This window comes from Pseudomonas sp. H3_A02 (assembly GCF_054671965.1).
In genome coordinates this window covers 1,720,622-1,747,616 of sequence record NZ_CP162807.1, presented here as the reverse complement: position 1 = coordinate 1,747,616, position 26,995 = coordinate 1,720,622, and the positions used below count along the sequence as shown (strand labels likewise).

Here is a 26,995-nt window from a genome sequence, read left to right as displayed (position 1 = left end):
GGGAGCGAGCTTGCTCGCGATGGCGGTGCTACATCCGATGCATCTTCAAAGGTCGGAATATCGCTATCGCGAGCAAGCTCGCTCCCACAGGTGATCTTCACTCTTTTCAGGAAATCACCATGAGCTTCATCACCGACATCAAGACCTTTGCCGCCCTGGGCAGCGGCGTGATCGGCAGCGGCTGGGTCAGCCGGGCCTTGGCCCATGGCCTCGACGTTGTCGCTTGGGACCCGGCCCCCGGCGCTGAAGCCGCGCTGCGCAAACGCGTCGCCAACGCCTGGGGCGCCCTGGAGAAACAAGGCCTGGCCCCTGGCGCCTCGCAGGATCGCCTGCGCTTTGTCGCCACCATCGAAGAATGCGTGCGCGACGCCGACTTCATCCAGGAAAGCGCCCCCGAGCGGCTGGAACTCAAGCTCGAACTGCACGCCCAGATCAGCGCCGCCGCCAAGCCAGATGCACTGATCGGATCGAGTACCTCGGGGCTGCTGCCAAGCGAGTTCTATGAAAACTCCACCCACCCGGAACGGTGCGTGGTCGGGCACCCGTTCAACCCCGTCTATCTATTGCCGCTGGTGGAAGTGGTCGGTGGCAAAAACACCGCGCCCGAAGCCGTGCAAGCGGCGATGCAGGTGTATGAATCCCTCGGCATGCGGCCGTTGCACGTGCGCAAGGAAGTGCCCGGCTTCATCGCCGACCGCCTGCTCGAAGCGCTGTGGCGCGAGGCCCTGCATCTGGTCAACGACGGTGTCGCTACCACTGGGGAAATCGACGATGCCATCCGTTTTGGCGCCGGCCTGCGCTGGTCGTTCATGGGCACGTTCCTGACCTACACCCTGGCCGGCGGCGATGCCGGCATGCGGCACTTCATGGCCCAGTTCGGCCCGGCACTGCAACTGCCGTGGACCTACCTGCCAGCGCCGGAACTGACCGAGAAGCTGATCGACGATGTGGTGGATGGCACGAGCGAGCAATTGGGCAACCACAGCATTTCGGCCCTGGAGCGCTATCGTGATGATTGCCTGCTGGCAGTGCTGGAGGCGGTGAAGGCCACCAAAGCCAAACATGGCATGGCCTTCAGCGAGTAACCCTGGGCTTTTTGGGCCAGCAGGTCTGGCCCCATCGCGAGCAAGCTCGCTCCCACAGGGATTTCGCGGTGTGAACACTATTTTATTTCACTCAGAAGATCCCCTGTGGGAGCGAGCTTGCTCGCGATAGCGCCAGCTCAGTCACCACAACTGTCGGAACCAGGACCATGCCCACCCTCACCACCTACCAAACCCCCATCCTCCCCGAATGGGTCGATTACAACGGCCATCTGCGCGATGCCTTCTACCTACTGATCTTCAGCTACGCCACCGACGCGCTGATGGACCGGCTCGGCCTGGACAGCCAGAACCGCGAAGCCAGCGGCCACTCGCTGTTCACCCTCGAACTTCACCTCAATTATCTGCACGAAGTGAAGCTTGGGGCCGAGGTGCAAGTGCACACGCAGATCATCGGCCACGACGCCAAACGCCTGCATCTCTACCACAGCCTGCACCTGGTTGGTGGTGATAAAGAGTTGGCCGGCAATGAGCAGATGCTGCTGCACGTCGACCTCGCCGGTCCGCGCTCGGCGCCCTTCACGCAGCAGACCCTGGCCCGGCTCGACGCCCTGCTCGACGAGCAATCCGACCTGCCGCCCCCGGCGTACATCGGCCGGGTCATCGCCCTGCCCCCCGCCCGATAAGCCTTGAACAGGAGATCGCATGAACACCGCCGCCGCTTTTGCCGACTTCCGCCGTTATCCCCTGATCTTCGCGTTGACCGCCGCAACCCCCTTGGCCGACCAGGTGCAAGTGACGTGGGCCGATGGCCGGACCAGCCCTTTTCATCACCCATGGCTGCGGGACAACTGCCCGTGCGCCGAATGCGTCTACAGCGTCACCCGCGAGCAGGTGCTGGAAATCGTCGACGTCCCGGAAGGGATGTCACCCAGGGCGGTTCGTCTCGACACCGAAGGCTGCCTCTGCGTGGACTGGCAGGACGGCCACCAGAGCCGTTTCGACCCGGGCTGGTTGCGCGCCCACGCCTACGACGATCAATCCCGGGCCGAGCGCCTGGCGAACAAGCCGCGGTGCCAGCTGTGGCGGCACGACCTGCCACTGCCTGTGTTCGATTACCCGGCGCTGATGGACGATGCCGATGCGTTGCTGCACTGGTTGCTGGCGGTGCGCGACATCGGCCTGACCCAAGTGCGTGGCGTGCCCACCGAACCCGGTTCGCTGAAACGCATTGCCCAGCGCATTTCCTTCATCCGCGAGAGCAACTTCGGCGTGCTGTTCAACGTGCAGTCCAAGGCCGATGCCGACAGCAACGCCTACACCGCTTTCAACCTGCCACTGCACACCGACCTGCCGACCCGGGAGTTGCAGCCGGGGCTGCAGTTCTTGCATTGCCTGGTGAATGACGCTGACGGTGGCGAGAGCATTTTTGTCGACGGTTTTGCCATTGCCGAGGCACTGCGCCAAGAAGACCCCGAGGCCTTCGACGCCCTGTGCCAGATCCCGGTGGAATTTCGCAACAAGGACCGCCGCAGCGACTACCGCTGCCTGGCGCCGATCATCGCCCTGGATGCCCTCGGGCAGGTTTCGGAAATCCGCATGGCGAACTTCCTGCGAGGGCCGTTCGACACCTCGGTCGAGCAGATGCCCAGGCTTTACCGTGCCTACCGCCGCTTCATCGCCCTGACCCGCGAGCCACACTTTCGCCTGGTGCAGCGCCTGGAACCCGGCCAGCTCTGGTGCTTCGACAACCGCCGCACCCTCCACGCCCGCAACGCCTTCGACCCGGCTTCCGGGGCCCGGCATTTCCAGGGGTGCTATGTGGATCGAGATGAGTTGTTGTCGCGGATTCTGGTGTTGCAGCGTTAGACCGCGTAACGGCCATTCGCGAGCAAGCCCGCTCCCACATAGAATCGCGGACTCCTGTGGGAGCGGGCTTGCTCGCGAAAGCGGTCTGTCGGACAACCCATCAACACCTGATTCGCCCAGGCAAAAAAATCCCCGATCAAGCCGTGACAGGATCGGGGCAGGAGCGTTACTGGAGGAGCTGTTGCGCGAGGGTGACCAAACCATCGTGATTCAGCTTGGGGCCAGTGTGCCCAGTCCAGGTCTGGGCAAGTTAGCCGAAAACGACGCCTCCATAGTCATTCATGACATTGCGACCATTTGCCCTTGCCGCCGCTTCGGGTGGCTACCAGAATCGAGACACGACCCCAATCCCTGAACAAGGAAAAGCGTCATGATGCACGCCGATTTGATCGACCAGGAAGACCTGCTGGGCCACCTCAAGGCCCTGGGGTTGCAGATACCCAGCGGTGCCACTGCCGAGCAGGCCTGCGAATATGCCGTGCGGGGGCTGGATACGGCCCGCGCCAATGAATTGCGCAAGATGGTCAAGGACATGTACACCAGCGGCGCCACCGTCCTGCCGGCCGTGCGCGAGGCGTTCGACAAGCAGTTGTTGCCGGCGTTGACGCAATACCACCAGACCCATAGCGGCTAGCGGCTGATAAAACCTGTGGGAACGAGCTTGCTCGCGATGACGGCCTCGCAGCCGACCAGGGTTTTGTTGACTGAGTACATATCCATTTTTTGCGTAACGGCCGCTTAGGGTTCCGCCCTTACGGCGGCTCACTTTTGGAAAAGCCGGGAGCCGGACCAGCCAAAAGTAAGCAAAAGCGCTTTGCCCCACCACTCGGTGCCTCGCTTAGGCTCGGCATGCCTGAACGAAGGCATTGCTCCGTGGGCCGCCGCGAAGGGCCATCCATGGCCCAGCGCGGCTACCTCGGCATCCATGCCGAGGTGCCCACTGCGCAATACCTTCATTCAGCCAGCGAGGTTAACGGGGCGCCCGAGATCAACGTCCACCACGAGGCGGCCTGATAGCCGACCTGGTTCTTGGTGAGACCGCGTTTCCCCTGTGGGAGCGGGCTTGCTCGCGAAGACGGCCTTACAGCCGACCTCTCTCTCTGGCCACCCCCCAATCCAACTGTGGGAGCGAGCTTGCTCGCGATGAAGGCTCTGAGGTCTTAGAGCCTCACACTGGCAAACGTCGACTCATTACGCGCCTGACTCAGCGCCGACAGCGGCCCGGACAATGGCGACAGCACCAGCGCCTGCGGCAGCGGCATCATTGCCACCTGTTGCGTGGTGTTGGAGCCGACGCGCTCGTCCCGTGGCGGTATGCCGAAGTATTCGCGGTAGCACTTGGAGAAGTGCGGGGTAGAGACAAAGCCGCACACCGACGCCACTTCGATGATCGACATCGGCGTCTGCTTGAGCAGTTGCCGCGCACGAATCAGCCGCAGCTTGAGGTAATAGCGCGACGGTGAGCAGTGCAGGTATTTCTGGAACAACCGCTCCAGCTGGCGCCGGGACACGGCGACGTACACCGCCAGTTCGTCCAGGTCGATCGGCTCTTCGAGGTTGGCTTCCATCAGCGCGACGATTTCCTGCAACTTCGGCTGGTTGGTGCCAAGCATGTGCTTGAGCGGCACACGCTGGTGATCCTGCTCGTTGCGGATACGCTCGTAGACAAACATTTCAGAGATCGCCGCCGACAGCTCACGACCGTGATCACGACTGATCAGGTGCAGCATCATGTCCAGCGGCGCGGTGCCACCGGAGCTGGTGAAGCGGTTGCGGTCGAGGGTGAACAGGCGGGTGCTCATCGATACCCGCGGGAAAGCTTCCTGCATCGCCGCCAGGCATTCCCAGTGCACGCTGCAATCGAAACCGTCCAGCAGGCCGGCGCAGGCCAGGGCCCAACTGCCAGTGCAGACCGCGCCGAGGCGACGGGACTGGCGGGCCTGGCTCTGCAGCCACGACACGTGTTCACGGGTCACGGTGCGCTGGATGCCGATGCCGCCACAAACGATGACGGTGTCCAGGGGCGGCGCCTTGTGCATGGAGGCGTCGGGGGTGATCTGCAAACCGTCGCTGGCCCAGACCTGGCCGCCATCGACCGTAAGGGTGGTCCAGCGATACAGCTCGCGACCGGATAGTTGGTTGGCCATGCGTAGCGGTTCTACCGCGGACGCCAGGGAAATCAGCGTGAAATTGTCCAGCAGCAAAAAGCCGATGGATTGAGGCGCACGGTTCTGGGGTTGGGCCCCGGAGTTGGACGTCGTCATCGCGGTATCTCCTCACACAAAGCGGGTGATGGCCTCAGGCGGAGGCTCTTGTTATTGCCACGTTCTCTTGCGCGAGACAGGGCTTTATCGGGATAGAGCAATTGCCATGCCTAAAATTGAATGTGTGTTCAATAAATCCTGAAAACGACATCGCGGCCTGTCTATATAAGGCGTGCATCGAGTGCAGGTTTTAGGTGCCATCAGTGGCGGCAGGTACGGATCACAGAAGGCTGTGAGCAGTTCGGTAGCACTTGTGGGAACTGGGCTGCGCGGCTTGCGCAAGGAGTAGCACCACAGGTGCGGGTGACGGACGGTCGAGCGCGATTCAGCGGCTGGCGCGACAACGGGGGGCTTGTCTGTTTGCGACGCGCCAAAAGGTGGCGCATTTGTGGATGGGTGTTCATTTTACGAGCGATTTTCGATCTCGTGAATAAAGGGAATCTGTGTAGGAGCAAAGCTTGCTCGCGATGACAGTATGTCTGTCGACATCCATGTTGAGTCTACTGCCGCCATCGCGGGCAAGCCTTGCTCCCACAGAGTCCCTCTTGTCACAACGGGTTGTGCGAACGCGATTTCAGCACTCCACCGCACTGACCGCCAAACCACCGCGGGATGTCTCTTTATATTTGTCATGCATGTCGGCACCGGTATCACGCATGGTACGGATCACCCGGTCCAGAGAGATGAAATGCTGGCCATCCCCGCGCAAGGCCATTTGGGCGGCGTTGATGGCCTTGACCGCGGCGATCGCATTGCGCTCGATGCACGGCACCTGCACCAGGCCGCCCACTGGGTCGCAGGTCAGGCCGAGGTTGTGTTCCAGGCCGATTTCCGCGGCGTTGCACAGTTGCTCTGGCGTGGCCCCGAGGATTTCCGCCAGGCCTGCCGCCGCCATGGCGCAGGCCGATCCCACCTCGCCTTGGCAACCGACTTCGGCGCCGGAGATCGATGCGTTCTTTTTGCACAGGATCCCGACGGCCGCCGCACCGAGGAAATAATCCACGACGTTGGCGTCGGTGACCGCTTCGCTGAATTTCATGAAGTAGTGCAGCACCGCCGGGATGATCCCCGCCGCACCGTTGGTCGGCGCCGTGACCATGCGCCCACCGGCCGCGTTCTCCTCGTTGACCGCCAGGGCAAACAGGTTGACCCACTCCATGGCGCTGAGGGTCGAGCCGATGACATTGGGCTTGTTCAGCTCCTGCAGGCTGCGGTGCAACTTGGCCGCCCGCCGACGCACATTCAAGCCGCCCGGCAGGATGCCTTCGTGCTTGAGGCCCTGCTCGACGCAATCCTGCATGGCCCGCCACAGCTTCATCAGGCCACTGCGGATCTCTTCTTCGGAACGCCAGACCTTTTCGTTGGCCAGCATCAATTCGGCCACCCGCAAGTTGTGGGTACGGCACAACTCAAGCAATTCTTCGGCGCTGGAGAAATCGTAAGGCAGCTCAGTGCTGTCCAGATCCACCACGCCGCTGGAGGCCTGGGCCTCATCAACGACAAAGCCACCGCCAACCGAGTAATAAGTGTCACGGTGCAGCTCACCGTCGGCGCCCTCGGCTACCAGTGTCATCGCATTGGGGTGGAATGGCAGGTTCTCGTCGATCAGGCGCATGTCCCGGGACCAGATGAACGGCACGGGCAGGCGACCGTCGAGCAGCAGGGTCTGGGTTTCACGCAGCAGCTCGATGCGCGGGCCGATCTGCGACGGGTCGATTGCGTCCGGCCACTCCCCCATCAGGCCCATGATCACGGCGTTGTCGCTGCCATGGCCGATGCCGGTGGCCGACAATGAACCGAACAACTGCACCTCGACCCGACGCACATCATGGAGCAGGGCCTTTGCCTTCAGTGCTTCAACGAACAGCGCCGCGGCACGCATGGGGCCCACGGTGTGGGAACTGGACGGGCCGATACCGATTTTGAACAAGTCGAAAACGCTGATTGCCATTGCCGATAACCTCCAGAACAGGCACATCCGGGCGCAGGAGCGTCCGGTGACGGAGCTGCTACGCTCAACGCCGGGATGGCCGCATCATCCGGTTTTTGCCTTGGCGCCCGACGTCTGACACCGACGCAATCATGCCCATCAACGCCGCGGGTCCCCGACCCCGGTTTTACGGCGTTTTTCTACGTGTCAGAGGCCCGTCGGGGGCGGAAAAAATCTGTAAACGACGTCACCGACACTGGATGCGACCATCCCTGTACTGGATACGACCCACCCTGTAGGCGTCAGATTTGCACTGGTACATGATCAGTTACGGCTCGTTTGCAAGGCCGCGTGTCAGAGAGTGCCCACGCGCCACCAACCGCAACATCCAATTAAGCGCGGTTGTCCTGACCGGACAACGCCAATAAAAAACCAGGAGTCCACCCATGAAAGGTTCCAAGCCGTTGTTGTTGGCCGCCATGCTGAGTCTTCCGATGCTGGCCAACGCTGCAGAACCCGAAAAGTGCAGTACCGTCAACTTCTCCGATGTCGGCTGGACCGACATTACCGTGACCACGGCGACCACCAGCGTGGTGCTGGACGCGCTGGGCTACAAGACCAAGACCACCATGATTTCCGTGCCGGTGACCTACAAGTCCCTGGCCGATGGCAAGAACATGGATGTATTCCTCGGCAACTGGATGCCGACCATGGAAAACGACATCAAGGCCTACCGTGAAGCGGGCACCGTGGAAACCGTGCGCACCAACCTCACGGGCGCCAAATACACCCTCGCCGTACCCCAGGCCTTGTATGACAAGGGCCTGCATGACTTCGCCGACATCCCCAAATTCAAGAAAGAGCTGGACGGCAAGATCTACGGCATCGAACCGGGTAACGACGGCAACCGCCTGATCCAGAGCATGATCGAAAAGAACGCCTTCGGCCTGAAGGACGCAGGCTTCAAAGTCGTCGAGTCGAGTGAAGCGGGCATGCTCTCGCAGGTCGATCGCGCCGCCAAGCGTGGCACCGACGTGGTGTTCCTCGGCTGGGCGCCACACCCGATGAACACCCGCTTCAAGATTCAGTACCTGACCGGCGGCGATGACTTCTTCGGCCCCGATTTCGGTGCCGCTACCGTGGCGACCAACACCCGCAAGGGCTACAGCCAGGAATGCAGCAACGTTGGGCAACTGTTGAAAAACCTGGAGTTCACCGTCGACATGGAAAGCACGCTGATGGGCAACGTGCTCGACGACAAGATGAAACCTGAGGCCGCCGCCAAGGCCTGGCTGAAGAAAAACCCACAGGTACTCGATACCTGGCTCGCTGGCGTGACCACCATTGACGGTAAACCTGGCCTGGAAGCCGTGAAAGCCAAACTTGCGCAATAACTGCCTATGTTATGCCGGGCGAGTTCGCTCGTCCGGGCTGTTTATTCCCTTGCATGCGGACGTTCACTACCATGCTTATTGATCAGAAAATACCCTTGGGCCAGTACATCGCGGGCTTTGTCGAATGGTTGACGCAAAACGGCGCCAACACCTTCGACGCAATCGCGCTGTTCCTGGAAACGATGATTCACGGCGTGACGTTTGCGCTGACCTGGTTCAACCCCCTGGCCCTGATCGGCCTCATCGCGCTATTGGCGCACTTTATCCAGCGCAAATGGGGCCTGACCGTATTCGTCATCGCGTCCTTCCTGCTGATTCTCAACCTGGGTTACTGGCAAGAGACCATGGAAACCCTCGCCCAGGTGCTGTTCGCGACCCTGGTCTGTGTGCTGATCGGCGTGCCGCTAGGCATTGTTGCCGCGCACAAGCCGATGTTCTACACCATGATGCGTCCGGTGCTCGATCTGATGCAGACCGTACCGACCTTCGTCTACCTCATTCCTACCCTGACCCTTTTCGGTCTGGGTGTGGTCCCGGGTCTGATCTCCACGGTGGTGTTCGCGATTGCCGCGCCGATCCGCCTGACCTACCTGGGCATCCGCGACGTACCGGACGAACTAATGGACGCCGGCAAAGCCTTTGGCTGCTCCCGTCGCCAACTCCTGTCGCGCATTGAACTGCCCCATGCGATGCCGAGCATCGCGGCCGGTATCACCCAGTGCATCATGCTGTCGTTGTCGATGGTGGTGATTGCCGCGCTGGTGGGTGCCGACGGCCTGGGCAAACCCGTGGTCAACGCACTGAACACCGCCGATATCGCCCTGGGCTTCGAAGCCGGCCTGGCGATCGTCCTGTTGGCGATCATGCTCGACCGAATCTGCAAACAACCCGACGCCAAAGTAGGGGGTGACGCATGAGCATAATTCGCTTTGAAGACGTTGACGTGATCTTCGCCAGGGACCCTCGCGAGGCCCTCAAGCTGCTCGACCAGGGCATGACCCGCAACGAAATCCTGAAGAAAACCGGGCAAATCGTCGGCGTGGAAAAAGCCAGCCTGGATATCGAGAAAGGCGAAATCTGTGTCTTGATGGGCCTTTCCGGCTCCGGCAAATCCAGCCTGCTGCGCTGCATCAACGGCTTGAACACCGTCAGCCGCGGCAAGCTGTTCGTTGAGCACGAAGGCCGGCAGATCGACATTGCGTCCTGCACCCCCGCAGAACTGAAGATGATGCGCACCAAGCGTATCGCCATGGTGTTCCAGAAATTCGCCCTGATGCCTTGGCTGACGGTGCGCGAGAACATCAGCTTCGGCCTGGAAATGCAGGGCCGCCCGGAAAAGGAACGGCGCAAGCTGGTGGATGAGAAGCTTGAGCTGGTGGGCCTGACCCAGTGGCGCAACAAGAAGCCCGACGAATTGTCCGGCGGCATGCAGCAACGGGTCGGCCTGGCCCGCGCCCTGGCAATGGACGCCGACATCCTGCTGATGGACGAACCGTTCTCGGCCCTCGACCCGTTGATCCGCCAAGGCCTGCAAGACGAACTGCTGGAACTGCAGCGCAAGCTGAGCAAGACCATCGTGTTCGTCAGCCACGACCTCGACGAAGCCCTGAAGCTGGGCAGCCGTATCGCGATCATGAAGGATGGCCGGATCATCCAGTACAGCAAACCGGAAGAAATCGTGCTGAACCCGGCGGACGACTATGTGCGCACCTTCGTCGCCCATACCAATCCGCTCAACGTCCTGTGCGGCCGCAGCCTGATGCGCACCCTGGACAACTGCAAGCGCATCAACGGTTCGGTCTGCCTGGATCCGGGCGGCGACTCCTGGCTCGACCTGGCCGAAGGCAACACCATCAAGGGCGCCCGGCAGAACGGCGCGGCCCTGGACCTGCAAAACTGGGCACCGGGCCAGGCAGTGGAAGACCTGGGCCGGCGTCCAACCCTGGTGGACTCCAACATCGGCATGCGCGACGCCCTGCAGATCCGCTACCAGACCGGCAACAAACTGGTGCTCCACGATAACCAGAAAGTCGTCGGGATCCTGGGCGACAGCGAGCTGTACCACGCACTGCTCGGCAAGAACCTGGGCTGAGCCCACGCACACAAAAACGCCGCGAGATGATCGCGGCGTTTTTGTTTGTGCAGGTACTCAAGCTGAACGCGGACTCCTGTGGCGAGGGGATTTATCCCCGCTCGGCTGCGCAGCAGTCGTAAGCCGGCTGACTGGGTTCACCTGTTGCACCGCGGTGTCCGGTTTTGGGGCTGCTTCGCAGCCCAGCGGGGCGGTGCGACGTTTCGCTAAATCCCCTCGCCACAACAGTGTTTACAACCATGGAATGGGTCAGCTAAAGACCCGCCCCACCGCCGCCAACTCCGCCCGCTCCTGCTCGGCCTGCACATCCTGGCGCATGGCCTTGTGCAGCCCGAACATGAAGAACACCAGCACCACCGAGAACGGCAATCCGGCCAGCACGACCATGGTTTGCATGGCTTCGAAGTTACCGGCGAACAGCAGGCCGATGGTCACTAGCGTGATCGCCACCGACCAGAAGATCCGCAACCAGTGTGGTGCATCTTCATCGACGCTACCGCCCTTGCACGAAAGGTTGGCCATCATCACCGCGCCGGAGTCGGCCGGGGTCAGGAACAACACGAAACCGACGAAGATCGACACGCCGATCACGACCTTCGACGCCGGGTAATACTCCAGCAACTGGTAGATCGACATGGACGGCTGCGTCAGCGCCGTCTTGCCCAGTTCCACCGCCCCCTGGTTCATCACCAGGTCCAGGGCCGAGTTACCGAAAATCGACAGCCAGGCCAACGTAAAGCCCAAGGGAATCAACAGCACACCCGCCACCAGCTCGCGCACGGTGCGGCCACGGGAAATACGTGCGATGAACATGCCGACGAAAGGGGCCCAGGAAATCCACCAGGCCCAGTAGAACAGGGTCCACAGGCCCAGCCAGCGATCGGACTTGGCGCTGTCGTCGACATACACGTACAGGTCAAACGTCTTGAGAATCACACCGTTGAGGTAATCGCCGATGTTCTGCACGAAGCCATTGAGCAAGTGCAGGGTCGGACCGAACAGCAAGACGAAAATCAGCAGGCCGCTGAACAGCACGATGTTCAGGTTCGACAAGCGGCGGATGCCGTTCTCCACGCCGGACACCGCAGCGATGGTCGCCACGGTGCTCATCACGATGATCACGATCAGCAGGTTGGTGTTGCTGTGTTCCATGCCGAACAGATTTTCCAGTCCGGAGGCGACTTGCAACGAGCCGATCCCCAGGTTGGTCACCAGCCCCAGCAACGTCACGAACATGCCGAAACCGTCCACCGCGTGACCGGCCGCACCCTTGACCCAGCGCTCGCCCACCAGCGGATACAACGCCGAACGCAGCGCCAGCGGCTGGTTGTGCCGGTAGGCGAAGTACGCCACGGCCAGGCCCACCAAGGCGTAGATCGCCCAGCCGTGCAGCCCCCAGTGCAAGAACGTCAGCTGCACGGCCTGGCGCGCGGCCATTTGGCTGCCGGCCACGCCTTCGGGCGGGTTGAAATAATGGTCCAGCGGCTCGGAGGCGCCGAAGTACAGCAAGGAAATGCCAATGCCAGAGGAAAACAGCATCCCGGCCCAGGCGCCGTAGCTGAAGTCCGGGGTGTCATCCTTGCTGCCCAGTTTGAGCTTGCCATAGGAGGAAAACGCCAGGCCGACCACAAACACCAGATAAGCCGCGATCACGACCATGTAGTACCAGCCAAAGCTGCGGGACAACCACGCCTGGGCGATGCCGAGCAATCGGCCGGCCTCCTGCGGGGCGACAATCAGGATGGCTGTCAGCAGCAGAATCAACGCGGTGGAGGTGTAGAACACCCAACCGTTGACCGTCACCTTTTGCGGTGGGGTCTTTATTAGAAAGGCAGAACTCATTGCACGGATGCTCCAGGCAGTGCGAGAGAAGGACAAGGCAACGCGGTACCCGACCAATCGGTCAGTGGGCAGCCGACCGGCGGGTGTTATAAAGACACCCTTAAAGCCCTTGTCCCCTTAATGCGTGGGTCTTGGGTCCTTGATGTCTCGCTTCTGCGCCATTTACGCGTAGGAAATTTCGGCAAATCGCGACGAATTGTCGCAGAGCTTATTCTTTGTTGATTGAACGTTCAATCAAAACAAAATAGACTGGCCCTCGCCATGACGGACTGCACTCGTCCGCCTGCGGGCCTAAGGAGATGTGCTAGATGCCCAAGGTCGGTATGCAACCCATCCGCCGCCAACAATTGATCGAAGCCACGTTGCAAGCGGTCGATCAGGTTGGCATGGGGGATGCCAGCATTGCGCTGATCGCTCGTTTGGCCGGTGTCTCCAACGGCATCATCAGTCACTACTTTCAGGACAAGAACGGCCTGATCGCGGCCACGGCCCAGTACCTGATGAGCGTCCTGAGCGAGAACGTCACCGCGCGCCGCCAAGCGCTGGAGGATGCAAGCCCCCGGGCTCACCTCAAGGTGATCATCGAAGGCAACTTCGACGCCAGCCAGGTCAATGGCCCGGCAATGAAAACCTGGCTGGCCTTCTGGGCCACCAGCATGCACCACCCGTCTTTGCACAGGTTGCAGCGGATCAACGATCACCGTCTGTATTCCAACTTGTGCTGCCAGTTCCGCCGCGTGTTGCCCGTTGATCAGGCACGCAGCGCGGCACGGGGCCTGGCCGCGTTGATTGACGGTTTGTGGCTGCGCGGAGCGCTGTCGGGAGACGCGTTCGACACCGCCCAGGCGCACCAGATCGCTTATGAATACATGGATTTCCAACTGGCCAAAGCAGGGGCGCCAGAGCACACAGAACCGCTCGACTCCTGAACCCCCACCGCAGCGCGTAGTCAGCTGTAAACGACACGCTCGGTGGGCAGCCAACCACTCATGCACTTGCGAGGACTTTATGGCCCGTTTCGAACTGCAAAAACTCTACATCGATGGCGCGTACAGCGATGCCAGCGGCGACGCCACTTTCGAAGCCATCAACCCGGCCAACGGTGAAGTACTCGCCCTGGTGCAGCGCGCCACGTTCGAGGACGTGGAGCGCGCCGTGGTCAGCGCCGAAAAGGGCCAGAAAGTCTGGGCCGCCATGACCGCCATGCAGCGTTCGCGCATCCTGCGCCGCGCCGTGGACATCCTGCGCGAGCGCAACGATGAACTGGCCGCCCTGGAAACCCTCGACACTGGCAAAGCCTATTCCGAAACCAAATACGTCGACATCGTCACCGGCGCCGACGTGCTGGAATACTATGCCGGCCTGGTGCCCGCCATCGAAGGCGAGCAGGTTCCGTTGCGCACCACGTCATTCGTCTACACCCGTCGCGAGCCCCTGGGCGTGGTGGCCGGTATCGGCGCGTGGAACTACCCGATCCAGATCGCCCTGTGGAAATCCGCACCGGCCCTTGCGGCTGGCAACGCGATGATCTTCAAACCGAGCGAAGTTACCTCGCTGACCACCCTGAAACTGGCCGAGATCTACACCGAAGCCGGCGTTCCAGCGGGTGTGTTCAACGTATTGACCGGCAGCGGCCGTGAAGTCGGCACCTGGCTGACCGAGCACCCGCGCATCGAAAAAATCTCCTTCACCGGCGGCACCGACACCGGCAAGAAAGTCATGGCCAGCGCCTCGAGCTCTTCGCTCAAGGACGTGACCATGGAGCTGGGCGGCAAGTCGCCGCTGATCATTTTCGACGACGCCGATCTGGATCGCGCCGCCGACACCGCGATGATGGCCAACTTCTACAGCTCCGGCCAGGTTTGCACCAACGGCACCCGCGTGTTCGTGCCGAGTCACCTCAAGGCCGCCTTCGAAGCCAAGATCGCCGAGCGCGTGGCGCGCATCCGCGTCGGCAATCCAGAGGACGAAAACACCAATTTCGGTCCGTTGGTGAGCTTCGCCCACATGGAAAGCGTGCTGGGCTACATCGAGAAAGGCAAAGCCGAAGGCGCGCGCCTGTTGTGCGGTGGTAGTCGCCTGACCGACGGCGAATTCGCCAAGGGCGCGTTCGTCGCCCCGACCGTGTTCACCGATTGCACCGATGAGATGACCATCGTGCGTGAAGAAATCTTCGGCCCGGTGATGAGCATCCTCACCTACGAAACTGAAGAAGAAGTGATCCGCCGCGCCAACGACACCGACTTCGGCCTGGCCGCCGGCGTCGTGACCCGCGACCTGAACCGCGCCCACCGCGTAATCCACCAGCTCGAAGCCGGCATCTGCTGGATCAACGCCTGGGGTGAATCGGCGGCTGAAATGCCGGTTGGCGGCTACAAGCAATCGGGCGTGGGTCGGGAGAACGGCATCAGCTCGCTGAACAACTTCACCCGCATCAAATCGGTACAGGTCGAGTTGGGCGATTACACGTCGGTGTTCTGATCTGACATGAGGCCTTGAGTGAACGCTGTTGTGGCGAGGGGATTTATCCCCGTGGGGCTGCGTAGCGGCCCCTCTCAAGGCCCCTCATTCTTCAGACAAACCCAGTCGCTGATTTACGACTGCTGCGCAGTCGGACGGGGATAAATCCCCTCGCCACAGGCGACCGAGACCTGAACCCAATCCAAAAAGAGGGTGCATTTCATGTCCCAAGAATTCGATTACATCATCATCGGTGCCGGCTCGGCCGGTAACACCCTGGCCACCCGCCTGACCGAAGACGAAGGCGTCACCGTCCTGCTGCTCGAAGCCGGCGGCCCGGACTATCGCCTGGACTTTCGCACGCAAATGCCCGCCGCCCTGGCGTTCCCGCTGCAAGGCCGGCGCTACAACTGGGCCTACGAGACCGATCCGGAGCCGCACATGAACGGCCGCCGCATGGAATGCGGTCGCGGCAAGGGCCTGGGCGGTTCTTCGCTGATCAATGGCATGTGCTACATCCGCGGCAACGCCCTGGATTATGACAACTGGGCCAAGCTGCCGGGCCTGGAAGACTGGACCTACCTGGATTGCCTGCCGTATTTCCGTAAAGCCGAAACCCGGGACATCGGCCCGAACGACTACCACGGCGGTGACGGCCCGGTCAGCGTGACCACGCCCAAGGCTGGCAACAACCCGTTGTTCCACGCCATGGTCGAGGCCGGCGTGCAGGCCGGTTACCCGCGTACCGAAGACCTCAACGGCTACCAGCAGGAAGGTTTCGGCCCGATGGACCGGACTGTCACGCCCAACGGCCGTCGCGCCAGCACCGCGCGCGGTTACCTGGACGTCGCCAAGAAGCGCTCGACCCTGAGCATCGTCACTCACGCCCTGACCGACAAGATCATCTTCGAAGGCAAACGCGCGGTCGGCGTGCGTTATCTAGTGGGCGCCGCTGAAGAGCGTGTCGAAGCCCGGGCGCGCAAGGAAGTGCTGCTGTGTTCCGGCGCCATCGCCTCGCCACAGATCCTGCAACGCTCCGGCGTCGGCCCGGCCAAGCTGCTGGAAAGCCTCGACATCCCGGTGGTCCACGACCTGCCGGGCGTCGGCGAAAACCTGCAGGATCACCTCGAGCTGTACCTGCAATACGCCTGCACCCAACCGGTCTCGCTGTACCCGTCGTTGCTCTGGTACAACCAGCCGGCCATCGGTGCCGAATGGCTGTTCAACGGCACCGGCATCGGCGCCAGCAACCAGTTCGAAGCCGGCGGTTTCATCCGTACCCGTCCGGATTTCGATTGGCCGAACATCCAGTACCACTTTTTGCCGGTGGCGATTAACTACAACGGCAGCAACGGCGTGAAGGAACACGGTTTCCAGGCGCACATGGGCTCTATGCGTTCGCCGAGCCGTGGGCGGATCCAGGCCAAGTCCAAGGACCCGCGCCAGCACCCGAGCATCCTGTTCAACTACATGGCCACCGAGCAGGACTGGCAGGAATTTCGCGACGGCATCCGCCTGACCCGCGAGATCATGCAGCAGCCGGCGCTCGATCCGTTCCGTGGTCGTGAGATCAGCCCAGGCATCGACGTGCAAACGGACGAGCAGTTGGACCAGTTCATCCGCGAGCACGCCGAAACCGCGTTCCACCCGTCCTGCTCGTGCAAGATGGGCACCGACGACATGGCCGTGGTAGACGGCGAAGGCCGCGTGCATGGCATGCAAGGGCTGCGCGTGGTGGATGCCTCGATCATGCCGATCATCACCACCGGCAACCTGAACGCGCCGACGATCATGATCGCCGAGAAAATCGCCGACAAGATCCGCGGCCGCAAGCCCCTGCCACGCAGCACCGCACCGTACTACGTGGCCGGCGACGCGCCGGTGCGCGGCAAGCCGTTGCGTGAAGTGGGACCTACAGCCCAGTAAGGCGCTACACCGCCATCGCGAGCAAGCTCGCTCCCACAGGGGATTGGTGGTGGACACAAACTTTGTGCCCACCAAAGATCCAATGTGGGAGCGAGCTTGCTCGCGATGAGGCCTGCACATCCAACTTCTTCGCTGACTGCCACACCGCCATCGCGAGCAAGCCCGCTCCCACAAGGGATTGGTGGTGGACACAAACTTTGTGCCCACCAAAACTCCACTGTGGGAGCGAGCTTGCTCGCGATGGCGTCCAACCTGACACGCCTTGATTCCTTCCCACCTTGATCCCTCCCCCGCCCCAGGCCTACTCTAGAGCCACCGCGTCGACACGCCGCACCTCGCTGCATCGCCACTCAGACAAGGAGGTTTCATGTTCGACTTTTACCCCCGGCTCAAGGAGCGTTTTGCTGCCTTGCGCACGGGCGCTGAATTCTTTTCCCTGCGTTACGTGCGCGAATCCGGCCAGCATTTGTCGGTGCGCAAAAACGTCGCCGAACCGCCCAGCCTGAACCGTGACGAAGGTGCGATGCTCACCGCGCGGGTCAACGGGGTCGAAGCGTATGCCGCCACCAACGACCTGTCCCAGGCCGGCCTGCAAGCGGCACTGGAACGCGCCGAGCAACACGCTCGCCTGCTCAAGCCCTATGCCCTGCTCGACCTGCGCGAACAAGCCGTGTCCAGCGACCGCGCCGATTACTTCTCGCCGCATTTCGACCAGGCCTTCCCGCCCCTGAGCGATTGCTACCAACTGCTCGGCGACGAATCGGCCGCGGTGCCTCAGGACGAGCGCCTGGTGAACTGGCAGGCCAGCATTGGCCTGACCCAGGTCGAGCAGATCTACCTCAACAGTGCCGGCGCTGAACTGCGCCAGGCCCAACGCTTCATCTACCCGGCCCTGGAAGTCACCGCCTTCGACGGTAACGACAGCCAGACCCGCACCCTGGGCCGGGAAAATTTCGGCCAGCAAGGCGGCTTCGACGTGATCAGCCGTTGCGGCCTGATCGGTGCCGGGAAAAAAATCGCCGACCAGGCCTTGCAGTTGCTGATGGCGCCGAACACCCCGCAAGGCCCCCGCGACCTGCTACTGATGCCCGACCAGATGATGCTGCAGATCCATGAGTCCATCGGCCATCCGCTGGAACTGGACCGCATCCTCGGGGACGAGCGCAATTACGCCGGCACCAGCTTCGTCAAGGCCAACGATTTCGGCCACCTGCAATATGGCTCCAGCCTGTTGAACGTGACCTTCGACCCGGACATTCCCGAGGAGCTGGCGAGCTACAGCCATGACGACGACGGCAGCGCCGCCAGCAAACAGTTCCTGATTCGCGAAGGTCTGTTGCTGCGTCCACTGGGCGGGGCGCTGTCGCAGTTCCGTGCGGGCCTGGACGGTGTCGCCAACAGCCGCGCCTGCGGCTGGAACCGCCCGCCCATCGACCGCATGGCGAACCTGAACATCGAACCCGGTGACCAGTCCCTGGAACAACTGATCCAGGGCATCGAGCACGGCGTGCTGATGCGCACCAACCGTTCCTGGTCCATCGATGACGCCCGCAACAAATTCCAGTTCGGCTGCGAGTGGGGCCAATTGATCGAGAACGGCGAGCTCAAGGGCGTGGTGAAGAACCCCAACTACCGGGGCATTTCCGCGCAGTTCTGGAAGAGTCTGCGCGCCGTGGGCGATGCCAGTACCCTCCAGGTTTTGGGCACGCCGAACTGCGGCAAGGGCGAACCGAACCAGGTCATCCGCGTCGGCCATGCCTCGCCGGCTTGTGTGTTCAGCAACGTTGATGTGTTTGGGGGAGATGCCTGATGAGCACTGTCAATAATCAGGCCGGGGCGTTCAAGGTGTTGGTCGACTGGCTGCGCGATGCCCTTCGTGAGCCTGAACAGTTCACCCTCGGCTACGCCGCCGAGTCCTCGGCCTTCGTGCGTTTCAACCACGGCAAGGTCCGCCAGGCCGGACAGGTGCAACAGGCCAACGTCACTTTCAAACTGATCGACGACGGCCGCCACGCCGATCTGCAGATCACCTTGTCCGGCGACCCCGAGACCGACCTGCAACGCCTGGCCGAAGGCCTGCAACAGTTGCGCGAAACCTTGCCGCTGCTGCCCGCCGATCCTTACCTGCTACTCAACCCCGACCACTGGCAGAGCCACAACGTGCAGGACCATCCGCTGCCGGACACCGAACAGGCCGTGGCTGAAATCACCCGCGCCGCCGAAGGCCTCGACCTGGTGGGCTTCTACGCTGCCGGGCCCATCAGCCGAGGTTTCGCCAGTTCTTCGGGCGCGTTCGGCTGGCATCAGGCCAACAGCTTCAACTTCGATTTCAGCCTGTTCCATGAGAATGGCCAAGCGGTGAAAGCCCGCTACGCCGGGCATGAATGGAGCAGTGACGGGTTTGCCCAGCGCTTCGAACAGGCCCGCGAGCAACTGGAATTTCTCGGCCGCCCGCTGCGCACGTTGCCACCCGGCGAATACCGCGCCTATCTGGCGCCGGCCGCTCTGGAAGAGATCATCGACATGCTCAGTTGGGGCGGGTTTTCAGCCCAGGCCATTGCCAGCAAACAGAGCCCGTTGCAGAAGTTCTACGCCGGCGAAGCCCACTTCAGCCCCAACGTGTGGCTGAGCGAGCAGGTCAGCGGTTCCTTGAGCCCGGCCTTTTCCGACGAAGGTTATCCCCGCGATGACCTGGGGCTGATCGCCAAAGGCACGGCCAATGCGCAATTGATCAACTCCCGCAGCGCCGCCGAATACGGCCTCGCGGCCAATGGCGCCAGCAGCTACGAATACCCCACGGCGCTGAACATGCAGGGCGGGCAGCTGGAGCAGAAATACATCCTCGAAGCACTGGGCACCGGGCTGTACATCAGCAACCTCTGGTACCTGAACTACTCGGACCAACCGGCGGCGCGCCTGACCGGCATGACCCGCTTCGCCACGTTCTGGGTCGAGAATGGCCAGATCGTCGCGCCGGTCAGTACCATGCGTTTCGACGACAGCGTCTACAGCCTGCTCGGCTCGCAACTCGAAGGCCTGACCCGGGAGCGGGAACTTCTGCTCTCGGGCAGCACCTACAGCCGGCGGGCCACGGCCTCGATGTTGCTGCCGGGGGCGCTGGTCAAGCGGTTGACCTTGACCCTGTAAAAAGCATCGCGGGCAAGCCTTGCTCCCACAAGATGTACGCTGCACATGTGGGAGCAAGGCTTGCCCGCGATGAAGCCAACAGACACCCGAACACAAATACGAGGTCCCATGCCCAACCGCGCCCCGCTCGACGCCGTCACCGCCCGCTGGCTTCCATGGGTGGTGGCGATTGCCTTCTTCATGCAGTCCCTTGACGGGACCATCCTCAACACCGCCCTGCCCGCCATGGCCAGTGACCTGGCGGAAAACCCGCTGCGCATGCAGGGCGTGATCATTGCCTACATGCTCACCGTGGCGCTGCTGATCCCGGCCTCGGGCTGGATCGCCGACCGCTTCGGCACCAAGAAGATTTTCTTTGGGGCGATCCTGCTGTTCAGCTTCGGCTCGCTGCTGTGCGCCTTGTCCCATTCGTTGGGCATGCTGATCGGTGCGCGGGTGATCCAGGGCCTGGGCGGTGCGCTGATGATACCGGTCGGCAGGCTGGTGGTACTGCGAGCCTACCCGCGTTCGGAACTGGTGCGGATCATGGGCTTCATCACCATTCCCGGCCTGCTCGGCCCGCTGATCGGCCCGACCATGGGCGGCTGGATGGTGGAGTACCTGACCTGGCACTGGATCTTCCTGATCAATCTGCCGGTGGGCGTGATTGGCTGTTATGCGGTATGGAAGTTCATCCCCGACCTGCGCGGCAGCGAGCGCACGCGGTTCGATGGCCTGGGCTTTTTGCTGTTCGGCGCGGCAATGGTGTTGATCACCATTGCCATGGAAGGCCTCGGTGAACTGCACCTGCCACACTTACGGGTGATGTTGCTGCTGTTCGGCGGCATGGCCTGCCTGGCGGCTTATTGGCTGCGAGCCGGGCATATCGAGAACCCGCTGTTCGCACCGTCGCTGTTCAAGACCCGGACCTTCGCCGTGGGCATCCTCGGTAACCTGTTCGCCCGCCTGGGCAGCGGCGCCCTGCCGTTTCTGGTGCCGTTGCTGCTGCAAGTGGCCCTGGGTTACTCGCCCTCCCAGGCCGGCATGAGCATGCTGCCCCTGGCGGCGGCGGCCATGGTCGCCAAGTCCGTGGCCCGGCCATTGATCGAGCGCTTTGGCTACCGCACCGTGTTGACCGGCAACACCCTGGCCCTGGGCCTGATGCTGGCGAGCATGGGCCTGGTCAGCGAACAGACGCCGTACTGGCTGCTGCTGGCGCAACTGGCAGTGCTGGGGGCGATCAACTCGCTGCAATTCACCGCGATGAACACCGTGACCCTGATCGACCTGGACGACGCCAGCGCCAGCAGCGGCAACAGCCTGTTGTCGGTGGTCGCGCAACTGTCCCTGAGCCTCGGTGTGGCCTGCGCCGGCGCCCTGCTCGGCGGCTTCACGGCCCAGGTTGGCAACGATGGGGTCGAGACGGTGCTGGGGGCGTTCCAACTGACGTTCGTGACGGTGGGAGTCATGGCGATGCTGGCGGCGACGATTTTTTCCCAGTTGTCGAAGCAGGATGGGCGGCGGGTCAAGCGGCCGGATGAGCATATCGAGCACTAGGTCGCTTCGTGGTGTGGAGATTTTTGTGGGAGCAAGGCTTGCCCGCGATACAGGCGACTCGGTTTTCCTGGTGGAAATGCGCCGCCTGCATCGCGAGCAAGCTTTGCTCCCACAGCTCCAGAGCTCCCAACGTTTCTGGAATTGCCCGCCCCCCCAGGGCAGGCCCTGCCCCCACAGCTCGTCCAGAACTTTCGAAGAAAGTGGCACGAGGCTGCTACACTGCGCGACATTTTGTTTTGCAGGCCAGTCCCGTGACCACCATTGCCACCGCTTTTAATACTTTGCCGCTGTCCGCCGCCATGCTGGCTAACCTCGAATCACTCGGTTATGCCCAAATGACGCCGATCCAGGCGCAAAGCTTGCCGGTGATCCTCAAGGGCATGGACCTGATCGCCCAGGCCAAGACCGGCAGCGGCAAAACCGCCGCCTTCGGCATTGGCCTGCTGAACCCGATCAACCCGCGCTTCTTCGGCTGCCAGGCACTGGTGATGTGCCCGACCCGCGAGCTGGCCGACCAGGTCGCCAAGGAAATCCGTCGCCTGGCCCGCGCCGAAGACAACATCAAGGTCCTGACCCTGTGCGGCGGCGTGTCCTTCGGCCCGCAGATCGCTTCCCTCGAACACGGCGCCCACATCATCGTCGGCACGCCGGGGCGCATCCAGCAGCACCTGCGCAAGGGTTCGCTGGTGCTCGACGGCCTCAACACGCTGATCCTCGACGAAGCCGACCGCATGCTCGACATGGGCTTCTACGACGCCATCGAAGACATCATCCAGCAGACCCCGGAACGCCGCCAGACGCTGCTGTTCTCCGCCACCTACCCGGTGGGGATCAAGCAACTGTCGTCCAAGTTCATGCGCAACCCCCAGCAAGTGAAAGCCGAGGCGTTTCACTCCGACGCACAGATCGAGCAGCGCTTCTACGAGATCTCCCCCGAGGAGCGCATGGACGCGGTGGTCAAGGTGCTGGCGCATTTCCGCCCGGCCTCCTGCGTGGCGTTCTGCTTCACCAAGCAGCAGGTCCAGGAAACCGTCGATCACCTGACGTCCAAAGGCATCTCGGCCGTCGGCCTGCACGGCGACCTGGAACAGCGCGACCGCGATCAGGTACTGGCGATGTTCGCCAACCGCAGCACCTCGGTGCTGGTGGCCACCGACGTCGCGGCCCGTGGCCTGGACATCGACGCCCTGGACATGGTGATCAATGTCGAACTGGCCCGGGACTCGGAAATCCACATCCACCGCGTCGGCCGCACCGGTCGCGCTGGTGAGAAAGGCATCGCCATCAGCCTGGTGGCGCCGTCCGAAGCCCACCGCGCCCAGGCCATCGAGCAACTGCAGAAGTCGCCACTGAGCTGGGACCAACTGGACAACCTCAAGTCCCAGGGCGGCGGCCCGCTGCTACCGGCCATGAGCACCCTGTGCATCGGCGCCGGGCGCAAGGACAAGGTGCGCCCCGGCGACATCCTCGGCGCCCTGACCGGCGAAGCCGGCATCCCCGGCGCCCAGGTCGGCAAGATCGCGATCTTCGATTTCCAGGCCTACGTGGCCGTGGAACGCGGCATCGCCAAACAGGCCCTGCAACGCCTGAACGATGGCAAGATCAAGGGCCGCTCGTTGCGGGTGCGGATCCTGTAATCCAGTCGCCTGACAAACAGAGATCAAACTGTGGGAGCGAGCTGTGTGGGAGCAAGGCTTGCCCGCGATGAAAACGCCGCGGTCTCTTGAGGACCGCAGCGCCTGGATCGCGAGCAAGCTTTGCTCCCACAAAGCCCGCTCCCACAGTGGTTTTCGGTGAAATTAGAATTTGTGAGAGGACACCGTTTTGCGCTCTACCGAAGTCGTGATCATTGGCGCTGGCGCCGCAGGGTTGATGTGTGCGCTGACCGCGGCCGCGCGCGGGCGACAGGTGATGCTGCTGGACCACGCCAACAAGGCCGGCAAGAAAATCCTCATGTCCGGCGGTGGGCGTTGCAATTTCACCAACATGTACACCGAACCGAGCAATTTCCTCTCGCAGAACCCGCACTTCTGCAAATCGGCCCTGGCCCGCTATACCCAGTGGGATTTCATTGCGCTGGTGGCCAAGCACGGCGTGCCCTATCACGAGAAAAAGCTCGGCCAGTTGTTCTGCGATAACAAGTCCAGCGACATCCTCGGCCTGCTGTTGGATGAATGCGACCAGGCCGGCGTCAGCCTGCACCTGGACACGTCGATCACGCAGATCGAAAAAACCGACGGCGGCTACCTGCTGCAAACCACCCTCGGCGCCACCGTCTGCCAGTCCCTGGTGATCGCCACCGGCGGGCTGTCGATCCCGACCCTGGGGGCGACCGGCTTCGGTTATCAGGTGGCGAAACAGTTTGGCCATGCGCTGCTGCCGACCCGCGCCGGGCTGGTGCCGTTCACCATCACCGATCAGCTCAAGGCCCTGTGCACCGAGCTGTCGGGCACCTCGGTCGATTGCCTGGTGAGCTGCAACGACCAGAGTTTTCGCGAGAACATCCTGTTCACCCATCGCGGCCTGAGCGGTCCGGCGATCCTGCAGATTTCCTCGTTCTGGGAACCGGGGGACACGGTGCAGATCAACCTGTTGCCTGACCACGACGTGCCGCAATGGCTGCAACAGCAACAGGCCGAACGCCCCAACAGCGAACTCAAGACTCTGCTGGGCGAGTTGTTCACCAAGAAGATGGCCAACCTGCTGGCCGACACCTGGTTCGTCTCCAAACCCATGAAGCAGTACACCCACGCGGAGCTGGCGGACATCGCCGAGAAGCTGGCGAGCTGGAACGTCGTCCCCGCCGGCACCGAAGGCTACCGCACCGCCGAAGTCACCCTCGGTGGCGTCGACACCCGGGAAGTCTCGTCCAAGACCATGGAATCGTTGAAAAGCCCTGGCCTGTATTTCATCGGCGAAGTGCTGGACGTCACCGGGCACCTGGGCGGGTTCAACTTCCAGTGGGCCTGGGCTTCGGGCTATGCGGCGGCGCAATACGTCTGAGCCAACACAATTCGAGTGTGGACAATAATCCTGTGGGAGCGAGCTTGCTCGCTCCCACAGTGGGCTATGGTGTTTTCTGAATCGCATTCACACGTGAAGGAACACTTTTTGCTGTCAGATGTGATCGCCGCCATTGCGTCAGCGTCATTACTGCCTCAATTTAGCGTCATTGCCCGTCAGGCCCGTGCACTTCATGTCAGCGAACTCGTTTAGCCAGTCTTTGCGTCGCCTTTGGGCGTTGGATAAGTTCAGTTATAGCGTGCGGGTCTTCATCGCCCTGACCGGCAGTATGGGGCTGTGCTGGTACCTGGATGAAATGGCACTGCTGATCCCCTTGTTCCTGGGCATCATCGCCAGCGCCCTGGCCGAGACCGATGACAGTTGGCAAGGCCGTCTCAACGCGCTGGCCGTGACCCTGGTGTGTTTCACCGTCGCGGCGCTGTCGGTGGAATTGCTGTTCCCCTACCCCGTCCTGTTTATCATCGCCCTGGCCCTGGCCGCCTTTGGCCTGACCATGCTTGGCGCCCTGGGTGAGCGCTATGGCGCAATCGCCTCGGGCACGCTGATTCTTTCGGTCTACACCATGATCGGCGTGGACCAGCGCGGCGGCGCGGTCAACGACTTCTGGCATGAACCCCTGCTACTGGTCGCCGGTGCCGCGTGGTACGGCTTGCTGTCGGTGGTGTGGCAGGCATTGTTTTCCAACCAACCTGTGCAACAAAGCCTGGCGCGGCTGTTTCGCGAACTGGGGCGCTACCTCAAGCTCAAATCGTCGCTCCTGGAGCCGATCCGCCAACTGGACGTCGAAGCCCGTCGCCTGGAACTGGCCCAGCAAAACGGCCGGGTGGTCGCCGCGCTCAACAGCGCGAAGGAAATCATCCTGCACCGCGTCGGCAATGGCCGACCCGGGTCGAAAGTCAGCCGCTACCTGAAGCTGTACTTCCTGGCCCAGGACATCCACGAACGCGCCAGCTCGTCTCACTACCCCTACAACGCCCTGGCCGAGGCATTTTTCCACAGCGACGTGCTGTTCCGCTGCCAGCGCCTGTTGCGCCAGCAAGGCAAGGCCTGCCAGGCGTTGGCCGAGTCGATCCAGCTGCGTCAGCCGTTCGTCTACGACCACACCTTCGCCGAGGCCCTCGACGACCTGCACGCGTCCCTCGAACACCTGCGCATCCAGAGCAACCCCGCCTGGCGCGGCTTGCTGCGTTCGTTGCGCGCCCTGTCGGTGAACCTGGGCACCATGGACCGCCTGCTCAGCGACGCGAGCAACCCCGACGCCCTGGCCGACGCCACCGACAGCAGCCTGCTGGACCGCTCGCCGCGCAACCTCAAGGACGTCTGGCTGCGTTTGCGCACCCAGCTCACACCCACCTCGCTGCTGTTCCGGCATGCCTTGCGCTTGCCCCTGGCCCTGAGCGTGGGCTACGCCGTGGTGCACATGATTCACCCGTCCCAGGGCTATTGGATCATCCTCACCACGCTGTTCGTCTGCCAACCCAACTACGGTGCCACCCGGCGCAAGCTCGGCCAGCGGATCATCGGCACCGCCATTGGCCTGACAGTGGCCTGGGCGCTGTTCGACCTGTTCCCCAATCCGCTGGTGCAATCGTGCTTTGCCATTGCCGCCGGGGTGGTGTTCTTTACCAACCGCACCACCCGCTACACCCTGGCGACGGCGGCGATCACCATCATGGTGCTGTTCTGCTTCAACCAGGTGGGCGACGGCTATGGGCTGCTGCTGCCGCGGCTGTTCGATACCTTGCTCGGCAGCCTGATCGCCGGGCTGGCGGTCTTCCTGTTCCTGCCCGACTGGCAAGGTCGGCGACTGAACAAAGTGCTGGCCAACACGCTGACCTGCAACAGCATTTACCTGCGCCAGATCATGCAGCAATACGCAGCCGGTAAAAGCGACGACCTGGCCTACCGCCTGGCCCGACGCAACGCCCACAACGCCGATGCCGCGCTGTCCACCACACTGGCGAACATGCTGATGGAGCCGGGGCATTTCAGGAAGGAAGCCGATGTGGGGTTCCGCTTCCTGGTGCTGTCCCACACCCTGCTCAGTTACCTCTCAGGCCTGGGCGCCCACCGAGGCACCGAACTGCCGGCGGAAATACGCGAACAATTGATCGACGGTGCCGGGGTGAAACTGGCCGCGAGCATCGACGAAATCGCCCGGGGCCTGGCGAGCAAACAACCGATTGCAATCCAGAGCGACGAAGAGGAAGCCCTGGCCAGCGAGCTTGAGCAGATGCCGGATGAGATCGACGAGGGGCAGCGTTTGGTACAGACGCAACTGGGGTTGATCTGTCGGCAGCTAGGGCCATTGCGGACCTTGGCGGCGCATCTGATCAAGGACACCAGCGAGGCTTGAGGACTGTGGTGTTTGGATGGGCCTCATCGCGAGCAAGCTCGCTCCCACAGTGGATTGTTGGTGTACGCAGACTTTGTGTCACAGCAGGCCCCTGTGGGAGCGAGCTTGCTCG

Annotated in this window: 20 protein-coding genes; 17 read left to right on the top strand and 3 right to left on the bottom strand. The window is 62.4% G+C overall.

Features of this window, described 5'->3' with window-relative positions:
- Window positions 1-119: 119 nt before the first annotated feature.
- The 5 genes from AB4N80_RS07550 to AB4N80_RS07530 all read left to right on the top strand — a co-directional run bounded on the left by AB4N80_RS07550 (window position 120) and on the right by AB4N80_RS07530 (window position 3,926).
- The gene (locus AB4N80_RS07550; RefSeq protein WP_305482005.1) at window positions 120-1,085 is read left to right on the top strand and encodes an L-carnitine dehydrogenase; all 966 of its coding nucleotides are present in this window, start codon (window positions 120-122) and stop codon (window positions 1,083-1,085) included.
- Window positions 1,086-1,252: 167 nt separating this feature from the next.
- A complete protein-coding gene (locus AB4N80_RS07545; protein WP_122566602.1) occupies window positions 1,253-1,729 on the top strand; it encodes a thioesterase family protein in 477 nt (158 codons plus the stop codon).
- 19 nt (window positions 1,730-1,748) lie between these two features.
- The gene (locus AB4N80_RS07540; RefSeq protein WP_354336622.1) at window positions 1,749-2,912 is read left to right on the top strand and encodes a gamma-butyrobetaine dioxygenase; all 1,164 of its coding nucleotides are present in this window, start codon (window positions 1,749-1,751) and stop codon (window positions 2,910-2,912) included.
- A gap of 370 nt (window positions 2,913-3,282) precedes the next feature.
- On the top strand, window positions 3,283-3,546 hold the full coding sequence (locus AB4N80_RS07535) for a hypothetical protein (RefSeq protein WP_122566600.1): 264 nt from the start codon (window positions 3,283-3,285) through the stop codon (window positions 3,544-3,546).
- Between the two features lie 215 nt (window positions 3,547-3,761).
- Complete coding sequence (locus tag AB4N80_RS07530) at window positions 3,762-3,926, top strand: hypothetical protein (protein ID WP_305471306.1); 165 nt, start codon at window positions 3,762-3,764, stop codon at window positions 3,924-3,926.
- Between the two features lie 146 nt (window positions 3,927-4,072).
- Here AB4N80_RS07530 and gbdR read toward each other — a convergent pair whose 3' ends face one another.
- A complete protein-coding gene (gbdR, locus tag AB4N80_RS07525) occupies window positions 4,073-5,176 on the bottom strand; it encodes a choline metabolism transcriptional regulator GbdR (RefSeq protein WP_060740272.1) in 1,104 nt (367 codons plus the stop codon).
- Window positions 5,177-5,750: 574 nt separating this feature from the next.
- Window positions 5,751-7,127 carry an L-serine ammonia-lyase gene (locus AB4N80_RS07520; RefSeq protein ID WP_122566599.1) on the bottom strand — a complete coding sequence of 459 codons (1,377 nt, stop codon included), beginning with the start codon at window positions 7,125-7,127 and terminating at the stop codon, window positions 5,751-5,753.
- Window positions 7,128-7,552: 425 nt separating this feature from the next.
- Between AB4N80_RS07520 and AB4N80_RS07515 the strand changes: the two genes are divergently transcribed.
- From AB4N80_RS07515 to choV, 3 genes are all read left to right on the top strand, one after another.
- Complete coding sequence (locus AB4N80_RS07515) at window positions 7,553-8,500, top strand: choline ABC transporter substrate-binding protein (protein ID WP_122566598.1); 948 nt, start codon at window positions 7,553-7,555, stop codon at window positions 8,498-8,500.
- A gap of 71 nt (window positions 8,501-8,571) precedes the next feature.
- On the top strand, window positions 8,572-9,417 hold the full coding sequence (gene choW / locus AB4N80_RS07510) for a choline ABC transporter permease subunit (RefSeq protein ID WP_014340605.1): 846 nt from the start codon (window positions 8,572-8,574) through the stop codon (window positions 9,415-9,417).
- Entirely contained in the window at window positions 9,414-10,592 is a 1,179-nt protein-coding gene (gene choV, locus AB4N80_RS07505) for a choline ABC transporter ATP-binding protein (RefSeq protein WP_122566597.1), read from the top strand. Before choW ends, choV begins: the two co-directional genes overlap by 4 nt.
- Window positions 10,593-10,841: 249 nt before the next feature.
- Here the strand turns inward: choV and AB4N80_RS07500 are convergent, their stop codons facing one another.
- Window positions 10,842-12,377: a BCCT family transporter gene (locus AB4N80_RS07500; RefSeq protein ID WP_305471286.1), complete on the bottom strand. Its 1,536-nt coding sequence runs from the start codon at window positions 12,375-12,377 to the stop codon at window positions 10,842-10,844.
- A 365-nt stretch (window positions 12,378-12,742) separates the two neighbouring features.
- On the opposite strand from AB4N80_RS07500, the gene betI reads away from it, so the two are divergent.
- The 9 genes from betI to yccS all read left to right on the top strand — a co-directional run bounded on the left by betI (window position 12,743) and on the right by yccS (window position 26,883).
- Entirely contained in the window at window positions 12,743-13,363 is a 621-nt protein-coding gene (gene betI, locus AB4N80_RS07495) for a transcriptional regulator BetI (RefSeq protein WP_122566596.1), read from the top strand.
- Window positions 13,364-13,442: 79 nt separating this feature from the next.
- Window positions 13,443-14,915, top strand: a complete 1,473-nt coding sequence (gene betB / locus AB4N80_RS07490) for a betaine-aldehyde dehydrogenase (RefSeq protein WP_305468729.1) — start codon at window positions 13,443-13,445, stop codon at window positions 14,913-14,915.
- Window positions 14,916-15,116: 201 nt separating this feature from the next.
- Complete coding sequence (betA, locus tag AB4N80_RS07485) at window positions 15,117-16,820, top strand: choline dehydrogenase (RefSeq protein ID WP_122566594.1); 1,704 nt, start codon at window positions 15,117-15,119, stop codon at window positions 16,818-16,820.
- 367 nt (window positions 16,821-17,187) lie between these two features.
- The gene (locus AB4N80_RS07480; protein WP_460081334.1) at window positions 17,188-18,630 is read left to right on the top strand and encodes a TldD/PmbA family protein; all 1,443 of its coding nucleotides are present in this window, start codon (window positions 17,188-17,190) and stop codon (window positions 18,628-18,630) included.
- Complete coding sequence (locus AB4N80_RS07475; protein ID WP_460081332.1) at window positions 18,630-19,967, top strand: TldD/PmbA family protein; 1,338 nt, start codon at window positions 18,630-18,632, stop codon at window positions 19,965-19,967. The genes AB4N80_RS07480 and AB4N80_RS07475 overlap by 1 nt, the downstream gene beginning before the upstream one ends.
- A 108-nt stretch (window positions 19,968-20,075) precedes the next feature.
- Complete coding sequence (mdtD, locus tag AB4N80_RS07470; RefSeq protein ID WP_122566591.1) at window positions 20,076-21,503, top strand: multidrug transporter subunit MdtD; 1,428 nt, start codon at window positions 20,076-20,078, stop codon at window positions 21,501-21,503.
- Between the two features lie 299 nt (window positions 21,504-21,802).
- On the top strand, window positions 21,803-23,140 hold the full coding sequence (gene dbpA / locus AB4N80_RS07465) for an ATP-dependent RNA helicase DbpA (RefSeq protein ID WP_232199893.1): 1,338 nt from the start codon (window positions 21,803-21,805) through the stop codon (window positions 23,138-23,140).
- A 187-nt stretch (window positions 23,141-23,327) separates the two neighbouring features.
- Complete coding sequence (locus AB4N80_RS07460) at window positions 23,328-24,506, top strand: BaiN/RdsA family NAD(P)/FAD-dependent oxidoreductase (RefSeq protein WP_122566589.1); 1,179 nt, start codon at window positions 23,328-23,330, stop codon at window positions 24,504-24,506.
- 193 nt (window positions 24,507-24,699) lie between these two features.
- Window positions 24,700-26,883, top strand: coding sequence for a YccS family putative transporter (yccS, locus tag AB4N80_RS07455; protein WP_122566588.1), 2,184 nt, complete (start codon window positions 24,700-24,702; stop codon window positions 26,881-26,883).
- The last annotated feature ends 112 nt before the right edge of the window (window positions 26,884-26,995 follow it).